Origin of the sequence: Trinickia mobilis, from assembly GCF_017315705.1 — a bacterium.
In the GTDB taxonomy this organism is placed as follows: Bacteria; Pseudomonadota; Gammaproteobacteria; order Burkholderiales; family Burkholderiaceae; genus Trinickia_A; species Trinickia_A mobilis.
On record NZ_JAFLRF010000001.1, the window covers coordinates 19,172 to 38,543 of the forward strand.

Annotated in this window: 18 protein-coding genes; 8 read left to right on the forward strand and 10 right to left on the reverse strand. The window is 65.4% G+C overall.

All coding sequences use genetic code 11. The features are described from left to right. Positions 1–20: 20 nt before the first annotated feature. From J3489_RS00100 to J3489_RS00110, 3 genes are all read right to left on the reverse strand, one after another. Positions 21–896 carry a LysR substrate-binding domain-containing protein gene (locus J3489_RS00100; protein WP_206995951.1) on the reverse strand — a complete coding sequence of 292 codons (876 nt, stop codon included), beginning with the start codon at positions 894–896 and terminating at the stop codon, positions 21–23. 297 nt (positions 897–1,193) lie between these two features. Continuing rightward, positions 1,194–2,111 carry a bifunctional Delta(1)-pyrroline-2-carboxylate/Delta(1)-piperideine-2-carboxylate reductase gene (gene lhpI, locus J3489_RS00105; RefSeq protein ID WP_206994983.1) on the reverse strand — a complete coding sequence of 306 codons (918 nt, stop codon included), beginning with the start codon at positions 2,109–2,111 and terminating at the stop codon, positions 1,194–1,196. Positions 2,112–2,168: 57 nt separating this feature from the next. Then, the gene (locus J3489_RS00110) at positions 2,169–2,783 is read right to left on the reverse strand and encodes a proline racemase family protein (RefSeq protein WP_206994985.1); all 615 of its coding nucleotides are present in this window, start codon (positions 2,781–2,783) and stop codon (positions 2,169–2,171) included. Between the two features lie 215 nt (positions 2,784–2,998). Between J3489_RS00110 and J3489_RS00115 the strand changes: the two genes are divergently transcribed. After that, positions 2,999–3,247, forward strand: a complete 249-nt coding sequence (locus J3489_RS00115; RefSeq protein ID WP_206994987.1) for a hypothetical protein — start codon at positions 2,999–3,001, stop codon at positions 3,245–3,247. A gap of 4 nt (positions 3,248–3,251) precedes the next feature. Here the strand turns inward: J3489_RS00115 and J3489_RS00120 are convergent, their stop codons facing one another. Next, positions 3,252–3,884, reverse strand: coding sequence for a cysteine peptidase family C39 domain-containing protein (locus tag J3489_RS00120; RefSeq protein WP_206994989.1), 633 nt, complete (start codon positions 3,882–3,884; stop codon positions 3,252–3,254). Positions 3,885–4,316: 432 nt separating this feature from the next. Between J3489_RS00120 and J3489_RS00125 the strand changes: the two genes are divergently transcribed. Beyond that, positions 4,317–5,171: a helix-turn-helix domain-containing protein gene (locus tag J3489_RS00125; protein WP_206994991.1), complete on the forward strand. Its 855-nt coding sequence runs from the start codon at positions 4,317–4,319 to the stop codon at positions 5,169–5,171. 15 nt (positions 5,172–5,186) lie between these two features. Here J3489_RS00125 and J3489_RS00130 read toward each other — a convergent pair whose 3' ends face one another. The 3 genes from J3489_RS00130 to amaB all read right to left on the reverse strand — a co-directional run bounded on the left by J3489_RS00130 (position 5,187) and on the right by amaB (position 9,334). Then, positions 5,187–6,992: an ATP-binding response regulator gene (locus J3489_RS00130; RefSeq protein ID WP_206994993.1), complete on the reverse strand. Its 1,806-nt coding sequence runs from the start codon at positions 6,990–6,992 to the stop codon at positions 5,187–5,189. Beyond that, on the reverse strand, positions 6,989–7,513 hold the full coding sequence (locus J3489_RS00135) for a putative pterin-binding protein (RefSeq protein ID WP_206994995.1): 525 nt from the start codon (positions 7,511–7,513) through the stop codon (positions 6,989–6,991). The genes J3489_RS00130 and J3489_RS00135 overlap by 4 nt, the downstream gene beginning before the upstream one ends. 309 nt (positions 7,514–7,822) lie before the next feature. Further along, on the reverse strand, positions 7,823–9,334 hold the full coding sequence (gene amaB / locus J3489_RS00140) for an L-piperidine-6-carboxylate dehydrogenase (protein WP_206994997.1): 1,512 nt from the start codon (positions 9,332–9,334) through the stop codon (positions 7,823–7,825). Between the two features lie 605 nt (positions 9,335–9,939). Between amaB and J3489_RS00145 the strand changes: the two genes are divergently transcribed. The 6 genes from J3489_RS00145 (at position 9,940) to J3489_RS00170 (ending at position 16,271) form a co-directional block, all read left to right on the forward strand. After that, positions 9,940–10,932: a sugar ABC transporter substrate-binding protein gene (locus tag J3489_RS00145; protein ID WP_206994998.1), complete on the forward strand. Its 993-nt coding sequence runs from the start codon at positions 9,940–9,942 to the stop codon at positions 10,930–10,932. Positions 10,933–11,075: 143 nt separating this feature from the next. After that, positions 11,076–12,011 carry an ABC transporter permease gene (locus J3489_RS00150; protein ID WP_374193418.1) on the forward strand — a complete coding sequence of 312 codons (936 nt, stop codon included), beginning with the start codon at positions 11,076–11,078 and terminating at the stop codon, positions 12,009–12,011. Positions 12,012–12,094: 83 nt separating this feature from the next. Further along, positions 12,095–12,889: an ATP-binding cassette domain-containing protein gene (locus tag J3489_RS00155; RefSeq protein ID WP_206995002.1), complete on the forward strand. Its 795-nt coding sequence runs from the start codon at positions 12,095–12,097 to the stop codon at positions 12,887–12,889. Between the two features lie 69 nt (positions 12,890–12,958). Then, positions 12,959–14,194 (forward strand): ROK family transcriptional regulator, encoded by a 1,236-nt coding sequence (locus tag J3489_RS00160; RefSeq protein WP_206995003.1) that lies wholly within the window; start codon positions 12,959–12,961, stop codon positions 14,192–14,194. A gap of 2 nt (positions 14,195–14,196) precedes the next feature. Further along, positions 14,197–15,465: an NAD(P)/FAD-dependent oxidoreductase gene (locus J3489_RS00165; RefSeq protein WP_206995005.1), complete on the forward strand. Its 1,269-nt coding sequence runs from the start codon at positions 14,197–14,199 to the stop codon at positions 15,463–15,465. Positions 15,466–15,593: 128 nt separating this feature from the next. After that, a complete protein-coding gene (locus J3489_RS00170) occupies positions 15,594–16,271 on the forward strand; it encodes a TetR/AcrR family transcriptional regulator (protein WP_206995007.1) in 678 nt (225 codons plus the stop codon). 85 nt (positions 16,272–16,356) lie between these two features. Here J3489_RS00170 and J3489_RS00175 read toward each other — a convergent pair whose 3' ends face one another. From J3489_RS00175 to aroQ, 3 genes are all read right to left on the reverse strand, one after another. Further along, on the reverse strand, positions 16,357–17,715 hold the full coding sequence (locus tag J3489_RS00175) for an MFS transporter (protein WP_374193419.1): 1,359 nt from the start codon (positions 17,713–17,715) through the stop codon (positions 16,357–16,359). A 158-nt stretch (positions 17,716–17,873) separates the two neighbouring features. Then, entirely contained in the window at positions 17,874–18,740 is an 867-nt protein-coding gene (locus tag J3489_RS00180) for a shikimate dehydrogenase (RefSeq protein WP_206995009.1), read from the reverse strand. A 46-nt stretch (positions 18,741–18,786) separates the two neighbouring features. Then, on the reverse strand, positions 18,787–19,236 hold the full coding sequence (aroQ, locus tag J3489_RS00185; protein WP_206995011.1) for a type II 3-dehydroquinate dehydratase: 450 nt from the start codon (positions 19,234–19,236) through the stop codon (positions 18,787–18,789). Between the last annotated feature and the right edge of the window lie 136 nt (positions 19,237–19,372).

Here is a 19,372-nt window from a genome sequence, read left to right on the forward strand (position 1 = left end):
GCTGACGGCTTTCGGCCCGCTCAATCGCCTCGGTGTTTCGCGATCCACTCGCTGAACAGCGTCACTTTCTGCTGATGCCCGACGCTGTCGGGAAACACGAAGTAGTAGCGCAAGCCTGTCTCGACGAGCATGTCGAACGGCATGACGAGGCGCTTGGCCGCGACGTCTTCGCCCACCAGCGTCCAGTCGCTGATCGCGACGCCGAAGCCCTGCATCGCCGCGTTCGTCGCCATGTCGAGCGTTTCGAAGCTCGGGCCCAGCTTCACATCCACGTTGTGCGCGCCGGCATGATCGAGCCACAGCTTCCAGTCGCGATGATCGCGGGTCGGGTGCAGCAGCGTGTGTTGCGCGAGATCCGCCGCCTTCGCGAGCGGCTTGTCATTGAGCAATTCCGGCGCGCAGACCGGCGTGAGCCGCTCGTCGAACAGCGGGATCGCGTGCACGTCGATGCCCGGAGACGACCCGTAGATGATGGCCGCATCGAACGGCTCGACCTGGAAATCGACGTCGTGTTGCGAGCTCGTCGTGATCTGCAACTGAAGATCGGGGTATTCGGCCTGGAACCGCATGATCTTCGGCAGCATCCAGCGCATCACGCAGGTCGGCACTTTCAGCGCGAGGTCGGTGCGCTGGCGCGTGAGGCGCAGCGAAATCTCTTCGATGCGCGCGAAGCTCTCCTTGACCGCAGGCAGCAGCAGCTCGCCCTCGGCTGTCAACGTGAGCCCTTTCGCGTGGCGCTTGAACAGCGGGAATTGATAGTAGTCCTCGAGCGCGAGGATCTGCCGGCTCACCGCCCCTTGCGTCAGGCACAGATGCTCGGCTGCGCGCGTAAAGCTGCGATGGCGGGCGACTGTTTCGAATATCTGGAGGGCGTTGAGCGGCGGCAGTCTGCGCATGGCATCAAATCGGGTGTCGACATTGGTAAAACTCATGGCACTTGCGCGTCGACCCAATACGGGAAACGGCATGTGCCATGCAGAATACGATAGGCGAATTATCTGCGCGATGCGCGATTATTCGCGCCTATGCAAAACCCTCATGACGCGGTATGCACGCGTGCTCGAAAGAAAGCACCGAGTTCGCGAGCGGTAAGCGAGAGACCCTGCTCGCCAAGTTCGCCAGTGAGCGGCTAGCAGGACGCGCCGCCGCGGCTCTGCTTTGCGTCCTCACAAGGCACAGCGCGGCAACGCAAGTCACGCGACCAAACCTCGCGCGACCCGGCAAGCCGCCAGATCCCATGCAGCGCAGCCGACGCTCTTGAACACCGCGGGCGCGAGCGCGCGCGCCGCGCCTGCATCGCTCAACACCGACGCAAGCGTAGCCACGCGCGCCCAGTCCACGCCGGCCTGGATGAAGTCGCCGGCTTCGTGCTGAGCGCCCGCGAGATCGTCGACCAGGAGCGTGCTGCCGAGCACGGTCCTCGCGCCGATCTCGACCGCATCGGGCGTGAACGCGCCGACACCGACCACCAGCCGCTCGCGCCGCGGCGCCTCGTCGTAGACGGCGGCCTTGCTGGTCGTCAGCGTCACCACGACGTCGACCGACTCCGGTATCTCGACGCCATCGATCGGCTCCAGGTTCGGCGCCGCCGCACCGTATGCGGCGCAGAACGCCTGCGCGCGGGCGTACGCGCTGCCGCGCACGCGCACCTTGGCTTGCGGGAACACTTCGCTGAAAGCCTGCGCGTGATGGACCGATTGTGTCCCGGCGCCGATCAGCAGCACGTCGCGCGGTGCGGCAGGCATCAACGTCTGTATCGCGAGCATCGTGACCGCCGCCGTGCGGCGGCCGGTCACCGTAGGGCCGTCGAGTGCGAAAAGCGCTTCGCCCGTATCGGGATCGCAGGCCGTCACTTGGCCGTGAATGGTCGGCATCGCCCGTTCGCGGTTGCGCGGGCACACGGCGACGAGCTTGTGGATCGCCAGATCGCCGGCGGTCGCCGGCATCGACAGCATCACGCCGCCGTCGTTGAGCGGCACGACAAGACGCGCCGGGCTCGCAATCGCACCTTGCGCGTACTCGACGCACGCGGATCGCAAGGCATCGACGAGCTTCGGGAAAGGGGTCAAGCGGGCGGTGGCGTCCGCATCGAAAATTTGCATCGTTGTCATCGTATTGGGCTCCAGGGCAGTCCGCCGGCCGACGGCCGCGTTTGGCGGATCAGCCGGTCATACGACGCAACCGTACGCGAACGGATCGCTCTCGTCGATGATCCAGTTCGAAAAGCCGCAGATGCGCGCGCGGCCCGCGGTCTGAGGCAAGGTCGCCCAGGCCGGCGCGGCGGCGCGCCGATGCTGCGCATGCTGCGTCGAGCACGCCGTTGCATGAGCGTATGCGCGCCGCGCTTGTGTGCCCGCGACGCGCACCGTGCCCGCATGATCGCCATCCCACCCGACGAACGCTTCGACGACGCGGCCAGGCAAATCGATGCCCACGCGTGTTTCCGGCGCGCTGCGTTCGACCCAGCCGAGTGCCACGGCAACGGTTGCGAGCGCGATCACGCCGTCGTCGTTGCGCTCGAAATAGCCGTCGGCATCGACGAAGATCATCCCCAGGTTCGCGCTTTCGCTCACGGGCTCGGTCAGGAAGCCGCCAGCGAGACCGGCGTAACCGCGTGGCAAGAGAAAGAGAGCGCGCCGCCAATGGTCCGCGTTGCGCTCGAGCCATGCGCGCCGCTCGACGAGCGATTCGCCGGCGAACTTCGGCAGCCCGCGGGTCACGAGCCGGAACGGCCGGCCGTTCGAGTGCACGTCGACGCTGTCGATGGTCCGGTTCATCTTCATGAGGCACCGCCTGACACAATCGACGATTTGTCTCCCTGCCTCTCCATCATGTCCTCCTGTTTCTTGTGTCATGGATGGTGGCTCGAAACTTAGACGACATTGCGCCGCGCGGCAACGTTTTCAAAAATCGCGGGGCGAGGCGGATCGCGGCTTGACCTCATATGACGCGACGCCGATGCTAGTATCGATTGCCGTTACCGATCGGAGAACCCGCGATGTCCAACTCACCGCTAGACGAGAAAGACATTCGCCGCGTCCTGCGGCGCATCGAGTACGAGGTACAGACCGTGCGCGAAGAGGGGTTTACCACGCCGAGCTGCTGGTATGCGCTCGACCGGCTCGAACTCATCAAGCGCATATGCGAACGCGCGCTGGCCGGCGACAAACTCGCAAGCGTCTTTAACTTCGCGAACGAAAGCGAGGCCGAAGCGCACTACTTCGACGAGCCGGACGCGGCAAGCTGACGCGCTAACTGCGCGCGCGAGAGATCGTCATGCCACGCCCGGCGAAGAAGCACTCGAATGCGTCGAAACGCAGATAAGCATCGGCCTGATGCGGCGCGATACCCGAGGGATTGTGAAACCAGGCTCCGTTGCGATCGGCGCCGTGCAGCAGGATCAGATGGCCGCCGCGCGTTTCGTTCGGCTCATCCGGATAGCGAATCCGCGGACTCACCGACGCGATCGCGAACGTGTCCGCATCGATGCGCGCCGCCAGCGCTTCGATTCCGATTTCCGGCAACACGTCCACCTTCAAGCCGAACGCATCGCCCACCCAATCGGCAAACGGCCGGTAAATCAACCCGTCGACACCGCCGTCGGCGCGCATCTTGTACGCGCCGCGCTCCAGCGCCTGGTCGAGCAGCGCCGCGCGTGAGGCTCGCCTGATCCGCCAGAAATCCAGCACCGACTCGAGGCAGGTCAACCCGCACACGCGCTGCGCCCAGAACCGGTAGCGCTCCGGATCGGCGAAGCCGCTTTGACGCCAATGCGGATCGTCGCAAGGGTCGGCGGATTCCTCGACGATCGGCCGCACCCAATCCGGGCTGCCCCATTGCGAGTAATAAGGGACATTAATATGACGAATTGAATCATCTGTCATGGATTGTTGTTTCCTCGGATAAATTTGCCGCCGTCCTGCGCGGCCCTATTTGCCTTCAAAAATTGCCGCATGCCTGCGCCGCCAGGATTGACGGCGGCCGAAGATAATGTAAGGCATTTTCTATTGAAATTCGGGGTTTACGTGCATATTGTGCGAAGCGTAACGCGTTGCAACATATTTGACGCAGGACGAGTGTGTTTTCTCGCTAAGATATACTTCGATTCCCAGCGTGACGCGTCGCGTCGAAACCGGTTTCATCAGACTAAATCGACGCTGCCTCGTAGTGGTGATGTTTTCTATTAGTCCGTTCGCCTCACTCCCCAGCGTGACCGGTCGGCTTGCGAAGCAAGCGGCTTATCGATGCGCGATTTGCGTCGATATGCAGCTTGGTGTCCTCTTACTACAATTGAAATCGAGACGCTTTCAAGCAGCATGACCAACGAAGCAACTTCAACCGACTCCCTCGCAGTCGCCGAGCGCGTGCGCGAGTTGATGAGTCGCCACGGCATTGGCAAGCGGCAGCAAACGACCGAACTGTGCCGTATCCTCGACCTCAGTTTTTCGCAAGGTCACCGGAAACTGCGCGGCAACAGCCCGTGGACGCTTTCGCAGATCAAGAAGGTGGCCGAGGCGTTCGGCGAACCGGCGGCGCAATTGTTCGGCGCGCAGACACTCGATCCCGGCATGGTCGGCGCCAACGCACAGGAAGCGCTCTTTTGCATCGGCGCCGTCGAGATGGCCTGCACCGCCTGGATCGGCGCCCAGATCGAGGCCGGCACGCGCCCCGAATTCATCGCGTATTCGAAGCAAGGCCAATGGCGCGTCGTGCGTCATGACGGCGCGCTCTATCAGAACGCGTTCGAAGTTCACAAGATCGAGATCTACCCGCGGCGCGGCGAAACCGACAAGCCATCGGTCGCGGTAGTCGACGACGACCAAACCTCCGCCGACAACCTGCGCGACTACCTGGAGCAAAGCGGCTTTTCGGCCACCGCGCTATACGGGCTGCAAGCGTTCAACATCGCGCTGCAATCGCAGGTGTTCGATGCTGTCGTGATCGATTGGCTGTTCGGCGGCCAGACGGCGGCCGCCGCGATCCAGACCGTGCGGTCATCCGAAAACCCCGACGCGCCGATTTTCGTGTTGACCGGCGAATTGCTGACCGGCAAGGCCAGCGAATCGGAGATCAGCGACGTGATTCGCCGCTTCGACGTGGCGTGCTACGAGAAGCCCGCGCGCCTGGCGATTCTTGTCGCCGATCTGACCAAGCGGCTAAATCGGGCGTAAGCCGCCCTTCGGCCTTCAAGCCACGCGCTGCGCCGCACGCGCACGTTCCACCGCTTCGCGCAATTGATCGTAGTGCACGGGCTTTGACAGCACGTCGAAGAACGGCCCGCTCTCGCCATTGGCGGCCGAATCCGGCGCGCAGGCGCTCACCGCGATAACGGGCACGCCCGCGCTCGGCCCGCCGCGTTCGCGGAATTCGGCGACAAACGAATAGCCGTCCTTGTCGGGCATGTGCAAATCGACCAGCACGACGTCGCACCGCTCGCCGTCGAGCCAGCGCAGCGCTTCGTCCGCGCTGCCCGCCGCCACCGCGTCGCACGCCATGTGAGCAAGCAACTCGCCGAGCGATTCGCGCACCGGCGGATTGTCGTCGACGATCAGCACGCGCGTCCGGACGCCGCATCCCGTATCGTGTTGCGCCATGCCGTCCGGCGGCGCAGGCTCGACCGAGCGCACCGGAATCGTCACGGAAAATGTCGTCCCCTCGCCCACGCGGCTTGTCACCTCGATCGTGCCGCCGAACAATTCGACGAGCCCGCTGACGATCGCGAGCCCCATGCCGGCGCCGCCGACGCGCCGCGTTCGCGAGCCGTCGAGCTGCGTGAATTCCTTGAACAGCAGCGGAATCTGCGCCTCGTCGACGCCCGGTCCGGTGTCGCTGACGGAAATGGCGAGCGTGCCGCGCTGCACGTCGAGCGCCACGCGAATCGAGCCCGCGTCGGTATAGCGAATGGCGTTGGTCACGAGGTTGCTGACGATCTGGCGGATGCGATGCGGATCGGACTCGACCATGCCCGTGTTGCCCGCGGCGCGGCTCGTCAGCACGAGGTGCTTCGCGCTCGCGGCCTGCAGGTGCTCGTCGACGATCGATTCGATCAGAAGGCGCGGATCGAAGCGCTCGTCGCGCAGCACGAGCTTGCCGGCGCCAAGGCGCGCGTAATCGGTCAAGTCGCGCATCTGCACCTCGAGATGCCGGGCGGCCATTTCCAGGCGGCGAATGACTTTGCGGTCCGCCTCGGATTGCAAATGAAAGCCGAGCAACTCGACCGACGACACGATCGCGTGCAGCGGCGTGCGCAACTCGTGGCTGATCATGCCGAGGAACGTGTCCTTCGCGAGGCTGGCTTCGCGCGCCATGCGTGTCGCTTCGTGCTCGGCGGCAAGCGCCGCATGTTGCTGCGCGATGAGCTTGCTGCGGCGCATGCCGTTGAAGACCAGCAGCACGGTCGCCGCCGCCGACAACAGCAGCAGCACGATACCGCCTGCAAACAGGTAGCGGCGCTTCGCCATGAAATCGCTCGTGAGCGCATCGCGTTCGGCGACATCGACGAGCCGCCGGCTCTGAGCGAAATCGTTGACTTCGTCCCAATGCGAGTTCAGCGTTTCGACAATCCGCCTTGCACGCGACGGGTCGCCCGGCAAGGCGTCGATGTCGGGGCGCAGAGCGCCGATCGTCTTATCGAGCGTGATCAGTTCGTCGTGCTGCCAGTGCTCGAGCGCCGGCTGCTGCGCGAGCCGGTTCGTCGAACCGGCGATCACGCGCAGCTTCGATTGCAGGATCTGAAAGCGCAACGTCAGCGCCGCGTCGTCCCGGTCCGCCCCGGTCTCGTAGAGCAGCACCTGATTTTCGAGGCGTGCGTAGGCGATCTGGAACTGCGCGGCGTCCCAATAGAAACCGTCATAGGGACTGGCGACCTGGGTCGCGGCGCGCGGCGCCAGGAGGTTGTCGTAGAGCAGGTACCCCATTGCGCCGATCGGCGGCGCAAGCGCGGTCAGCCAGATCAGCACGAACGCCAGGCGCCGCAGCGAAGCCTTTTTCATTTGATGACGAGCGACTTGATCTGCCAGACGAATTTGGCGGTTGCCCCGGCCGTCGACAGCTCGTCCGGATACTGGTCGCGCGGATAGATGAGAAACAGCGGGCCGAAATCGCTCATTTGCAGACGCTTGCCGTTCATGCTGTACGCGAGGATGACGCCATAGCGGTTCGCGTCCGCGGCCGGAATCGCGTAGGTGTAGTCGTCGAACGAGTGCAGCTCGACCGTCCGGCCGCGCGCTCCGACGATCTTCAGGATATCCGACAGGCTCGGTCCGGCGAAGACCGATTTTTTCGTCCAGGCGGTCGCGGTGGAAATCGAATGGACCGGCAGGCTCAGCAATTGCGCTTCGCTGAAATGGTAGACGGTGTGCGCAACGTCCGTGGTTTGGGTGATCTGGCCGGTGACGTCGAGCGCGAGCGGCGTGGCTTGCGCAGGCGACGCGGCCAGCGCGGCTGCGAACGTCACGCAACGTGCGCCGGCCCAGGCCCGGACGGACGGCTTGCGGTATGCGGTCACCGACATTTCAATTACCCCATTTCTGTTCTTTAACTTCGCGTTCGGCGATTCCCCGGCTCTTTGACCGATGAGCACGCCGTGCACGCCGTCCGGCGCGCATTGTAGCGTTTATGGGAAGGGCTGCCGGCTGCTTCGCGCCCGCTCATGCAAATGGCAGGCGATACACCGCTAAAGCGCTGCGCGGGACGCTGCGGCCATGAAGCCGTCAGGTCCCGCGCAGCGTTCGGTCCGGCCAGCAAGGGGAAAGGTGGAAGGCTCGCCGACGTACGCTGCGGCCAAGCCTCCCGGCAAAGCCTCCCGGCAAAGCCAGGGACGTCAGACGTCGAACTTGACACCTTGCGCGAGCGGCAGCTCGCGGCTGTAGTTGATCGTGTTCGTGGCACGGCGCATGTAGGTCTTCCACGCGTCCGAACCCGATTCGCGTCCGCCGCCGGTTTCCTTCTCGCCGCCGAACGCGCCGCCGATTTCCGCGCCGCTCGTGCCGATGTTCACGTTGACGATCCCGCAATCGCTGCCTGCCGCGGACATGAACTGCTCGGCCTCGCGCATATCGTTGGTGAAGATCGCCGACGACAAGCCTTGCGGCACCCCGTTGTGCACAGCGAGCGCTTCGGCGAAATCGTCGTAGACGAGCACATACAGGATCGGCGCGAACGTCTCGCGCTCGACCACCGCGGTTTGCTTCGGCATGCGTACGATGGCGGGGCGCACGTAGTACGCGTCGTCATGGCCCGCGTCGACACGTTCGCCGCCCGCCACGGCGCCGCCTTCCGCGCGGGCTTGCGCGAGCGCGCTTTGCATCGCGTCGAACGAGGCGCGGTCGATCAGCGGCCCGACGAGCGTATCGGCGGCAAGCGGATCGCCGATCTTGACCGACCCGAACGCCTTCTCGAGCCGCGGCAGCAAGGTGTCGGCGACGCTGCGATGCACGATGAGGCGCCGCAGCGTCGTGCAGCGCTGGCCTGCCGTGCCGACCGCCGCAAAAGTCACGGCGCGCACGACGAGATCGAGATCGGCGCTCGGCGCGACGATCATCCCGTTGTTGCCGCCCAATTCGAGAAGGCTGCGCGCAAGACGCTTGGAAAGCACCTGCGCGACTTCCATGCCCATGCGCACGCTGCCCGTCGCACTGACGAGCGGCACCTTCGGCGATGACGTCAGCACTGCACCGACTTCGCGCGCACCGATCAGGAGCTGAAGCAGGCCCTCGGGCACGACGCCGGGGTGCGTCCTCTCGAACTCGCGCACGGCCTTGTTGAAGAGCGCATGGCAGGCGATCGCCGTGAGCGGCGTCTTTTCCGACGGTTTCCAGACGACCGGATCGCCGCACACGAACGCCAGCGCCGCATTCCACGCCCACACCGCCACCGGGAAATTGAACGCCGAGATCACGCCGCACACGCCGAGCGGATGCCACGTTTCCATCATCCGGTGCCCCGGGCGCTCGGACGCGATCGTCAAGCCATACAGTTGCCGCGACAGGCCCACCGCGAAATCGCAGATGTCGATCATTTCCTGCACTTCGCCCAGGCCCTCGGACTGGATCTTGCCTGCTTCGAGCGTGACGAGCTTGCCGAGCGCATCCTTGTGCTCGCGCAGCACGTTGCCGAAGACGCGGACCAGTTCGCCGCGCAGCGGCGCGGGGACGGTGCGCCATTTCGCGAAAGCGGCATGCGCGGCGTCGATCTTGCGCTCGGCGTCCCCGGCGGTGTCGACCGCGAGCGTAGCTAGCGTTGCGCCGTCGCGCGGCGAGCGGGCGGTCAGGGCATTGCCCTTCCATTGGGCGAGATCGATATCGAGCGCTGCAAGAATGTCGTTGACTACCATCACTTCCTCTTTGGGTCGAAGCGCACCGGCCATCGTCGCGTGCGACGCCAGCCGCGGTACGCGGTATGCGCGGCGGGATCAGCCGCCGCCAATGGTCGATTCGATCCTTGCGGACCGGGATGCAGATGAAACGGCGCCGGATACGCGCCGGCTGTCTGCGGGTCTCCGATTGAAACGCGTTCGCGCCATCTGCGCAAGCTCACACGCCCCATTGACCGAGCGCCATTTTCCAGGCGGCGGATTTCGCTAGCAACTGATTAAAACTCACCACTTCATTCTAAAAATTCACTAAGGCCGGCGTGCCGGGGTCCGCCCTGCCGGCATCGCCGCGCGCCCAAGGACTAAAACTCCCGCCGCACGTCTTTTCGCCTCCAGATTTACCCCAACCAGCGGGCGCTTACATTGCGCCGCACCAATCGCCATTTGCCTTTTTACAATAAGGTTCGCCGAAATCAGGCCCGAATTTTCTTCCCGCACCGCGCAAACGACGGTTTCTTGACACGCCTCGCGCGTGCCGCTTTACTAAATAAAACAAAGTGATTTAGTTGGTCGGCGTCGGCAGCCGTCATCGAAGCGCCGTCATTACACATCCGGAGGAGCAATCAATGAGATCCCGTCAGCACCCAGTCCTCACCCGAATCGCCATGCTGTGCCTCGCCGCGTCGGCCGCCTGCGCCACCGCCGCGTTCGCCGACGAACCGGTCATCGGCCTCATCACGAAGACCGACACCAACCCGTTCTTCGTCAAGATGAAACAAGGTGCCGAAGGGGCCGCGCAAAAGGACGGCGCGAAGCTCCTCACCGCGGCCGGCAAGTTCGACGGCGACAACGCCAGCCAGGTCACCGCGATCGAAAACATGATGACGGCGGGCGCGAAGGCGATCCTGATCACGCCGAGCGACACGAGGGCGATCGTCCCGTCGATCAAGAAAGCGCGCGATGCCGGCGTGATGGTGATCGCGCTCGACACGCCGACCGACCCGCAAGCGGCCACCGACGCCCTCTTCGCCACCGACAACTTCAAGGCCGGCGAGCTGATCGGCGAGTACGCCAAGAAGGCGCTCGGCGGCAAGCCCGCGAAGATCGCAACGCTCGATCTCGCGCCCGGCGTTTCTGTCGGCATCCTGCGCCACAACGGCTTCCTCAAGGGCTTCGGCGTGAAGGAAGGCGACCCGAGCATCGTCTGCAGCCAGGACACGCGCGGCGATCAGGCCAAGGGCCAGACGGCGATGGAGAACTGCCTGCAGAAGTCGCCTGGCATCAACGTCGTCTACACGATCAACGAGCCGGCCGCGGCGGGCGCCTATCGCGCGCTGAAGGCGGCGGGCAAGGACAAGGACGTGATGATCGTGTCGATCGACGGCGGCTGCGAAGGCGTGCGCAACGTCAAGGCCGGCCAGATCGCGGCGACCTCGCAGCAATATCCGCTCAAGATGGCCGCGCTCGGCGTCACGGCCGGCGTCGACTACGCGAAGACCGGCAAGAAGGTCAGCGGCTATCACGACACCGGCGTCACGCTGATCACCGACCAGCCGATGTCCGGCGTCGACAGCAAGGACACGGCCTATGGCCTCGCCAACTGCTGGGGCGGCAACTGACGCCGCGTGCCTGAGATGCCCCCCGAGGGGGCGTAGCACCTGCTTGTACCCGTTCGACCCTGCCTGGAATCGCCATCATGCCTACCACCCACTCCGTGCCGCCGGTCGCGTCGGCCCCCGCTTCGCGCCGTTTCGCCGACCGCATGCCGAGCCTCGCCGAAATCGGCCCGCTCGTTGCGCTCGTGCTCGCGTGCCTGTTCTTCATCTCGCAGAGCAACCGCTTCCTGTCATTCCAGAATTTTTCGCTGATCCTGCAGCAGACGATGGTCGTCGCGGTCATCGCGATCGGCCAGACGCTGATCGTGCTGACGGGCGGCATCGATCTGTCGTGCGGCATGGTGATGGCGTTCGGCTCGATCGTGATGACGAAGTTCGCTGTCGTGCTCGGCGTGCCGCCGGTGGTCGCGATCCTGTGCGGCGTCGGCGCGAGCACGCTCTTCGGCCTCTTGAACGGCGTGCTGATCACGCGCATCAGGCTGCCCGCGTTCATCGTCACGCTCGGCACGCTGAACATCGCGTTCGCGCTCACGCAGCTCTATTCGAACGCCGAAAGCGTGTCGAACCTGCCGGACGCGATCATGTTCTTCGGCAACACGTTCCGCGTCGGGCCGGCCGAGGTGACGTACGGCACCGTCCTCACGCTGCTGATGTATCTCGGCACCTGGTTCGTGCTGCGCGACACCGTGCCGGGCCGCCATCTGTACGCGCTCGGCAACAACTCCGAAGCGGCGCGGCTCATGGGCCTCTCGTCGAACCGCATTCTGATCACCGTGTATTCGCTGGCGGGTCTCATCTACGGCATCGCGGCACTGCTGCTCGTGGCGCGCACCGGCGTGGGCGACCCGCAGGCCGGGCAGACCGAAAACCTCGACAGCATCACCGCGGTCGTGCTCGGCGGCACGAGTCTGTTCGGCGGGCGCGGGTCGATCGTCGGGACGCTGCTCGGCGCGCTGATCGTCGGCGTATTCAGAAACGGGCTGACGCTGATGGGCGTGTCGTCCGTCTATCAGGTGCTCATCACCGGGATGCTCGTGATTCTCGCCGTCGCCGCCGACAAGCTCTCGCACCGCCGCGGCTAGGCGCTCCGGCGCCCTGCGCCCTGCGCAAGCAAGACATCTCGGGCGCCCGTGCGGCGCCCCCAAGGAAACATCGAGGAAACATCATGTCGACACCCTCTTCCACCGCCGCCATCCCGGTGCTGCAAGCCCAAGGTCTCGTGAAGCGCTACGGGCACGTCACCGCGCTCGACGGCTGCGACTTCGAAGTGATGCCCGGCGAGATCATGGCCGTGATCGGCGACAACGGCGCGGGCAAGTCGTCGCTGATCAAGGCGCTGTCGGGCGCGACCGTGCCCGACGAAGGCGAGATCCGCCTCGACGGCCAGCCCGTGCATTTTCGCAATCCGCTCGACGCCCGCGCCCAGGGCATCGAAACCGTCTACCAGGAACTCGCCGTCGCGCCTGCGATGAGCATCGCGGAGAACCTCTTTCTCGGCCGCGAGATCCGCAAGCCCGGCTGGCGCGGGTCGCTCCTCAAGATGATCGACAAGCGCAAGATGCTCGACGAAGCGATCGCGCACATGAAGGACTTGCAGATCGGCATCCGCTCGATGCGCCAGCCGGTCGAGACGCTGTCGGGCGGCCAGCGCCAGGGCGTCGCGGTGGCGCGCAGCGCGGCGTTCGCGCGTCACGTCGTGATTCTCGACGAGCCGACCGCCGCGCTCGGCGTGAAGGAAGGCAACATGGTGCTCGAACTGATCCGCCGCGTGCGCGACCGGGGGCTGCCGGTGATCCTGATCAGCCACAACATGCCGCACGTGTTCGAAATCTCGGACCGCATTCACATCCAGCGCTTGGGACGCCGCGCCGCGCTCGTGAAGACGAAGGACATCCATATGTCCGACGCCGTCGCGATCATGACCGGCGCCAAGCAGGCGGACGTGAAGGCGATTGCTTGATGCCGGGCCGCACGCGTCGCCGCCGTCCGGTTCGCCCACGTTTAGACATCGCTTGCTGAGGCTTTCGCAATGAGCACCGCCCCCCGTTCCCACCCGCCGCTCGCGAGGCCTGTCGGCTCGAATCAGGTCGGCATGCGGCAATTCAACGAGCGGATCGTGCTGCAGGCGATCCGTCTGCACGGGCCGCTGCCGAAGGCCGATGTCGGGCGGCTGACGCGCCTCTCCATGCAGACGGCGTCGATGATCGTCGAGCGGCTGATCGACGACGGACTCCTCGCCAAGCAGCCGCGCGTGCGCGGGCGCATCGGCCAGCCGTCGGTGCCGATCGCCTTGCGTGCCGACGGCGCGTACACGATCGGCATCAAGGTCGGACGCCGCAGCCTCGACGTGCTCGCGATGGATTTCACGGGCCGCGTCTGCAGCCGCGACGTGCTCGAGTACGCCTACCCCGATCCGCACGTGCTGTTCCCCGCGCTCGAACAGAAGCTCGCGCGCGTGAACGAATCGCTCGGCAAGGACGCGGAGAAAGTGGTCGGCGTGGGCGTTGCCGCGCCGTTGTGGCTCGGCGGCTGGCGCGAGTTGCTCGGCGCGCCGCAGGAAGCGCTCGACGCCTGGAACGCGATCGACATCCGCGCGCGGATCGAAGCGATGACCGGGCTGCCCGTCGAGTTCGCGAAGGACACGACCGCCGCCTGCGCCGCCGAGCTCGTGATGGGTCAGGGCCGCGGCATCCGCACGTTCCTGTATCTGTTCGTCGGCACGTTCATCGGCGGCGGGCTCGTGATCGACGGACGCCTGCACAGCGGGCCGCACGGCAACGCCGGCGCCGTGGGTTCGATTCCGCTCGCGTCCGCCCATGGGCGCTATGGGGGCACGGCGTCGCGCCAATTGCTGCACGCGGCGTCGGGCTTCGTGCTCGAGCAGCGCATGACCGACGCGGGCGCGCCGGCAGCGGCGGCGCACGATCACCGCGCGCTGTCGCCGGAACTGTGGGCCGTCACCGAGCCGTGGCTCGACGAGGCGTGTCCGGCGATCGCCGCGGCGCTCACGACGTCGGCGGCGCTGCTCGATCTCGAAGCCGTCGTGATCGACGGCGAGATCGACCGCCAGCTCGTGCGCGAAATCCTGCGCCGCACGGAGCGCGTGCTCGACGGCTTCGAATGGGAGGGCATGGTGCGGCCGCAGTTGCTGGAAGGCACGATCGGGTCGGATGCGCGCGCGATGGGCGGTGCGATCCTGCCGCTCTACGCGCATTTCGCGCCGACCCACGAACTCTTTCTCAAGCCCGCCACGGAAATCGCCTGAAGATGCAAAGCTTTTACGAAGCCACGGTGTGGCGGCCCGAGCGCCCCGTGCTGAAGGAAGCACGCGAGGCGCGGGTCTGCGTCGTCGGCGGCGGGCTCGCGGGACTCTCGACCGCGCTCGGACTCGTCGAGCGCGGCGTGCGCGACATCGTCGTGCTCGAAGACAAGCGCGTCGGTTTCGGCGCGTCCGGCCGCAACGGCGGCTTTGTGTTCGGCGGCTACAGCCTCGATTGCGCCGACCTGCTGCGCGCGCTCGGCCCCGCGCGCGCCCGCGACCTGTATCGCCTGACCACCGACGCGGTCGACCTGATTCGCGCGCGGATCGAGCGCTACGCCATCGAATGCGACGCCGCCTACGCCGGCGTGATTCTCGCCGACTGGTTCGGCGACCCGGCGCGGCTCGACGCGCAGCGCAAGCTGATGAAAACGTCGTTCGGCGTCGATTGGGAACCGATTCCAACCGATCAGTTGCGCGCGCAACTGAAAACGAATCGCTATCACGGCGGCTTGTTCGAGCGCCATGGCTTTCATTTTCATCCGCTCAAGTATGTGCTCGGCGTTGCCGGCGCAATCGCCCGAGCGGGCGTGCAGATCTACGAGCAGAGCCCGGCACTGAAGCTGCGCCGCCAAGGCAGCGGTTTCTCCGTGGAAACGGCGCACGGCAGCATCGCTGCACAGCATGTCGTGATGGCGGGCGGCGGCTACGCACGCAAGGTCTACCGGCGCGTCGAGCGCGCCGTGCTGCCGATCGCCACCTATGTGATGGCGACCGAGCCGCTAGGCGCCCGGCTCAAAGACGCGATCGCGTGCGCCTCGGCCGTCTACGACACCCGCTTCGCGTTCGACTACTACCGGCCGCTTGCCGACACGCGCATTCTGTGGGGCGGCCGCATTTCAGTGCTCGAACGCGAGCCGCAAGCCATCGCGCGCCTCTTGAAACGCGACCTGCTGCGCGTGTACCCGCAATTGCACGACGTGAAGATCGAGTACGCGTGGGCCGGCTTGATGAGCTACGCGCGCCACAAGATGCCCCTGATCGGCCAGAGCGCGGACGGCGTCTGGCATGCGGTCGGCTTCGGCGGACACGGCATGGCGCCGACCACCGTCGCAGGCGAACTGCTCGCCGCGGCGATCGGCGAAGGCCGCCCGATTCCCGAAGGCTTCGCGGCGTTCGGTCTCACGCCTGCATTCGGGCACCTCGGGCTCGCTGCCGCTCAGTTGACTTACACCGCGATGCAAGTGCGCGACGCGCTTGCAGAACGGCGCGGCTGAGCCGTTTCTGCCGATCGGATTACGTTTGGACGCCGCGCCGGCAGCGCGACAATTCCACACAATTGCGGTCGCAGTGCCACATATTCTGCGTGCTAGAATCGCCGCGTTATCGCCGCGCACTTGACACAATGAAGAAGGCACCTAAGGCCGCACCGTCCGACACCAACGACGCCCCCGCCGAAGCCCGGCGCAAATACGATCCCGAGCAGACCAAGCGCAACATCCTCGATGTCGCGACTCAAGAGTTCTCCGCGATGGGCCTTGCGGGCGCGCGCGTCGATCAAATCGCCGAGCGCACCAACACGACGAAGCGGATGCTGTACTACTACTTCGAGAGCAAGGAAGGCCTTTACGAGGCCGTGCTCGACAAGGTCTACGGCGACATCCGCACGCTCGAGCAGGATCTGCACATCGATGAACTCGAGCCGCAGGAAGGCATGAAGCGGCTCGTCGAATTCACCTTCGACTATCACGACAAGCATCGCGACTTCGTGCGTCTCGTCACGATCGAGAACATTCACGGCGCGAAGTACATCGAGCAATTGAAGTCGTTCAAGAACCGCAACGCGAGCGTGATCAAGACGATCGAGGACCTGCTCGAACGCGGCGTCGCGGCCGGCACGTTCCGCGCCGACATCGACGCGATCGACCTGCATCTGATGATCAGCGCGCTGTGCTTTCACCGCGTCTCGAACCGCTACACGTTCGGCACCGCGTTCGGGCGCGACCCGTCGCATCCGCGGCTGCGCGCGCGGCATCGCGAGATGATCGTCGATGCCGTGTTGCGTTTCGTTCGCAACGAATAGCGAATCGAAGAAAGCGCTTCGCCGCCCGCGGCGCGCAGGCGGCGAATGAAGCGGCGCAAGCGACATAAGCGACGTAAGCGGCGAATTAGTCGTCGAGAACGATCCGCTTGATGTCGCCGACCACGAAGATATAAGCGAGCGCCCCGAGCAGCGCGATCGCGCCGATGAACACGAGCGCGCCGACGAACGAGCCGCTCACGGTCACGATGATGCCGACCACGAGCGGCGTAATGATCCCCGCCAGATTGGCCGCCAGATTGAAGATGCCGCCGGTCACGCCGAGCAGGCCGTCCGGCGCGATATCGGAGACGAGCGTCCAGCCGAGCGCGGCCATGCCCTGCGCGAAGAACGCCACCGACATGATCGCGATCACCACCGTGTTGCTCGCGGCGTAGTTCGCGAGCACGATCGTCGACGCGAGCAAAAGCCCCGCGATGATCGGCAGCTTGCGCGCGATGTTGGGCGACTTGCCGCGCTTGAGCAGCCAATCCGAGAACCAGCCGCCGAACAGCACGCCCACCGATGCCGCGATAAACGGCATGATCGCGAAGAAGCCGATCTTGAGCCAGGCCATATGGCGCTCGGTCGCGAGATAGGTCGGGAACCACGTCAGGAAGAACACGAGCGTCGAGTTGCCGGCGAACTGGCCGAGGCAGATGCCCGCGAGCTGGCGCTGCTTCAAGAGGTGTCCCATCGTCCGCCAGCTGAGCTTGCTCTTGGCCTGCTCGGGCGTTGCGTCCGCACTCGATCGGCGATGCGTGAGCCCGCCGCCCGCTTCGATGTATTCGAGTTCGGCGGCATTCGCGCCGGGATGGTCGCGCGGCTCGCGATAGAAGATCCACCAGATCGCGCCGAACACGAGCCCGACGCCGCCGACGGCGTAGAACAGCGTCCGCCATCCGTACGCCCCCATCAGCGCGAACAGGAACGGGCTGAAAAACGCGAGGCCGACGTATTCGCCGACGGTATAGGTGCCCGTCGCCAGCGCGCGCTCGTTTTGCGGAAACCACGTGGCGACGACGCGGCTGTTGGTCGGAAAGCACGGCGACTCCGATACGCCGAGCCCCAGCCGGCACGCGAGCAGCGGCGCCACGCCGTGCACGAAGCCTTGCAGCAGCGTGCAGAGCGACCAGAACGTCATCGACAGGCAATACGTGAGCTTGCTGCCGAAGCGGTCGAGAAAGAGGCCGCCGGGAATCTGCGCCGCGACGTAAGTCCACGAGAACGCCGAGAACATCACGCCCATCACCGCGGCGTTGATGCCGAGCTCCTTGGTCAACTGCGGCGCGGCGATGCCGAGCACCGTGCGGTCCAGGTAGTTGATCATCGTGCCGACCGCCAGCAACGCCAGAATCTTGTAGCGCGCGGACGTTCGGCGCGCCGTTGCTGCCGGCACGCCTCGCGCACGCGCGTGCTCACCCTGCGGCGCAGGCTGCGCTTGAATATGCTGTCGCACGATGCCTCCCGTCCCCCAAGGGGACTTCCTTCCGGGCGCCGGGCCGCCCCCAAGGGGGGCATCCGCCCCCTTGGGGGGCTGCGAACGCATGTGAGCTTGGGGGTCGTCCATCATGTCTCCTTGAGTTAGGTTCGACGGCCGGCCGATCAGCGCGGCAGCAACGTCTTGAAGTGCTGGAAAACGCGCTCGGCGTCAGGCGCAATGCCGGTGAAAATTTCGAATGCGTCGACGGCCTGATACACCGCCATGCCGCCGCCCGTCAGCGTGCGGCAGCCAAGCGCTTCGGCGGCCTTCAGCAGTTCGGTCTTGATCGGGAAGTACACGACGTCCGCGACCCACAGCGCCTTGTGCAGCAATTCGGCCGGCAGCGGCATGCCGGGGAGCTTCGCCATGCCGGTCGGCGTCGCGTGGATCAGGCCGTTCGCCGAGGCCAGCGCGCCGGACAACGCGTGAGGTGTCTCGCCGCCCGCGCTGACGCGCGCCGCCGGAAAGCGTGTCTGCAGTTGCGCTGCCAGCTTCGCCGCGCGTGCGGCGTCGACATCGAACAGCGTCAGCTCACGCGCGCCCATCATCAACGCGGCGTGCGCCACGGCCGCGCCCGCCCCGCCCGCGCCAAGCTGCACGACACGCTCGAGCGGCACGCCCGGCAAACCGCGCTCGAATGCGCGCTTGAAGCCGGACCAATCGGTGTTGTGTCCGATGCGCTTGCCGTCCCTCAGCAACACGGTGTTCACGGCGCCGAGCGCACGCGCATCGTCCGAGAGCGCGTCGAGCAAATCGATGACCGCCTGCTTGCAGGGGTAAGTGATATTCAAGCCGTTGAAGCCCATGCGCTCGGCAGCGGTCAAGAGCGACGGCAGCGACGACTTGTCGAGCCGCAGCGCCTCCAGGTCGATGCGCCGGTACACGTAATTGAGGCCGAGCCGGCGGCCCTCCTCCTCATGCATCGCCGGCGATAGCGAGCCGCCGATGCCCGCGCCGATCAAGCCGGCCAGAAACGATTTCGATGTCATTCGATACTCCTTCACTTCAATACGTCTTTTCGAGCCTTGGCGGAGGTTAGCGGACCTTGGCGAGCAACGTCGCCATCCGCCGCAATGCCAGCTCGTAGCCCTCGGTGCCGCATCCGCAGATCACCGCTTCGGCCACGTTCGACACATACGAATGGTGCCGGAACGCCTCGCGCCGGTGAATGTTCGAAATATGCACTTCGATCACGGGCTTATCCACCGCGCTCAAGGCATCGGCGATCGCCACCGACGTATGCGTGTACGCCGCCGGATTGATCACGATGCCGTCGGCCGTCGTGCGCGATTCCTGGATCCAGTCGATCAGTTGATGCTCGGCGTTCGACTGCCGGAATTCGATCGAAAGCCCGAGCGAATCCGCGGCGTGGCGGCAGCGCGCCTCGACGTCCTGAAGCGTTTCCGCTCCGTAGATGTGGGGCTGGCGCGTGCCCAGCAGATTGAGGTTCGGCCCGTTCAGGACCAGCACCGACGGCTTGCTCATGTGATGCGACTCCATTAATGACAGCGCGGACTTGAAGGCTGCGGCTCGTCCAGCGTGAATCGAAGTGTGCCTGTGTCGCCGCGCGGTGTCTTTTGGGGTTTTCCAGAATTTGTACGGTCTAGTTAGTTTGTATAAT

Bases quoted from the DNA above. Each gene is read 5' to 3' on its own strand.
- J3489_RS00100 (WP_206995951.1), bottom strand. From the start codon at position 896: ATGCGCAGACTGCCGCCGCTCAACGCCCTCCAGATATTCGAAACAGTC.
- lhpI (WP_206994983.1), bottom strand. From the start codon at position 2,111: ATGACAACGATGCAAATTTTCGATGCGGACGCCACCGCCCGCTTGACC.
- J3489_RS00110 (WP_206994985.1), bottom strand. From the start codon at position 2,783: ATGAAGATGAACCGGACCATCGACAGCGTCGACGTGCACTCGAACGGC.
- J3489_RS00115 (WP_206994987.1), top strand. From the start codon at position 2,999: ATGTCCAACTCACCGCTAGACGAGAAAGACATTCGCCGCGTCCTGCGG.
- J3489_RS00120 (WP_206994989.1), bottom strand. From the start codon at position 3,884: ATGACAGATGATTCAATTCGTCATATTAATGTCCCTTATTACTCGCAA.
- J3489_RS00125 (WP_206994991.1), top strand. From the start codon at position 4,317: ATGACCAACGAAGCAACTTCAACCGACTCCCTCGCAGTCGCCGAGCGC.
- J3489_RS00130 (WP_206994993.1), bottom strand. From the start codon at position 6,992: ATGAAAAAGGCTTCGCTGCGGCGCCTGGCGTTCGTGCTGATCTGGCTG.
- J3489_RS00135 (WP_206994995.1), bottom strand. From the start codon at position 7,513: ATGTCGGTGACCGCATACCGCAAGCCGTCCGTCCGGGCCTGGGCCGGC.
- amaB (WP_206994997.1), bottom strand. From the start codon at position 9,334: ATGGTAGTCAACGACATTCTTGCAGCGCTCGATATCGATCTCGCCCAA.
- J3489_RS00145 (WP_206994998.1), top strand. From the start codon at position 9,940: ATGAGATCCCGTCAGCACCCAGTCCTCACCCGAATCGCCATGCTGTGC.
- J3489_RS00150 (WP_374193418.1), top strand. From the start codon at position 11,076: ATGCCGAGCCTCGCCGAAATCGGCCCGCTCGTTGCGCTCGTGCTCGCG.
- J3489_RS00155 (WP_206995002.1), top strand. From the start codon at position 12,095: ATGTCGACACCCTCTTCCACCGCCGCCATCCCGGTGCTGCAAGCCCAA.
- J3489_RS00160 (WP_206995003.1), top strand. From the start codon at position 12,959: ATGAGCACCGCCCCCCGTTCCCACCCGCCGCTCGCGAGGCCTGTCGGC.
- J3489_RS00165 (WP_206995005.1), top strand. From the start codon at position 14,197: ATGCAAAGCTTTTACGAAGCCACGGTGTGGCGGCCCGAGCGCCCCGTG.
- J3489_RS00170 (WP_206995007.1), top strand. From the start codon at position 15,594: ATGAAGAAGGCACCTAAGGCCGCACCGTCCGACACCAACGACGCCCCC.
- J3489_RS00180 (WP_206995009.1), bottom strand. From the start codon at position 18,740: ATGACATCGAAATCGTTTCTGGCCGGCTTGATCGGCGCGGGCATCGGC.
- aroQ (WP_206995011.1), bottom strand. From the start codon at position 19,236: ATGAGCAAGCCGTCGGTGCTGGTCCTGAACGGGCCGAACCTCAATCTG.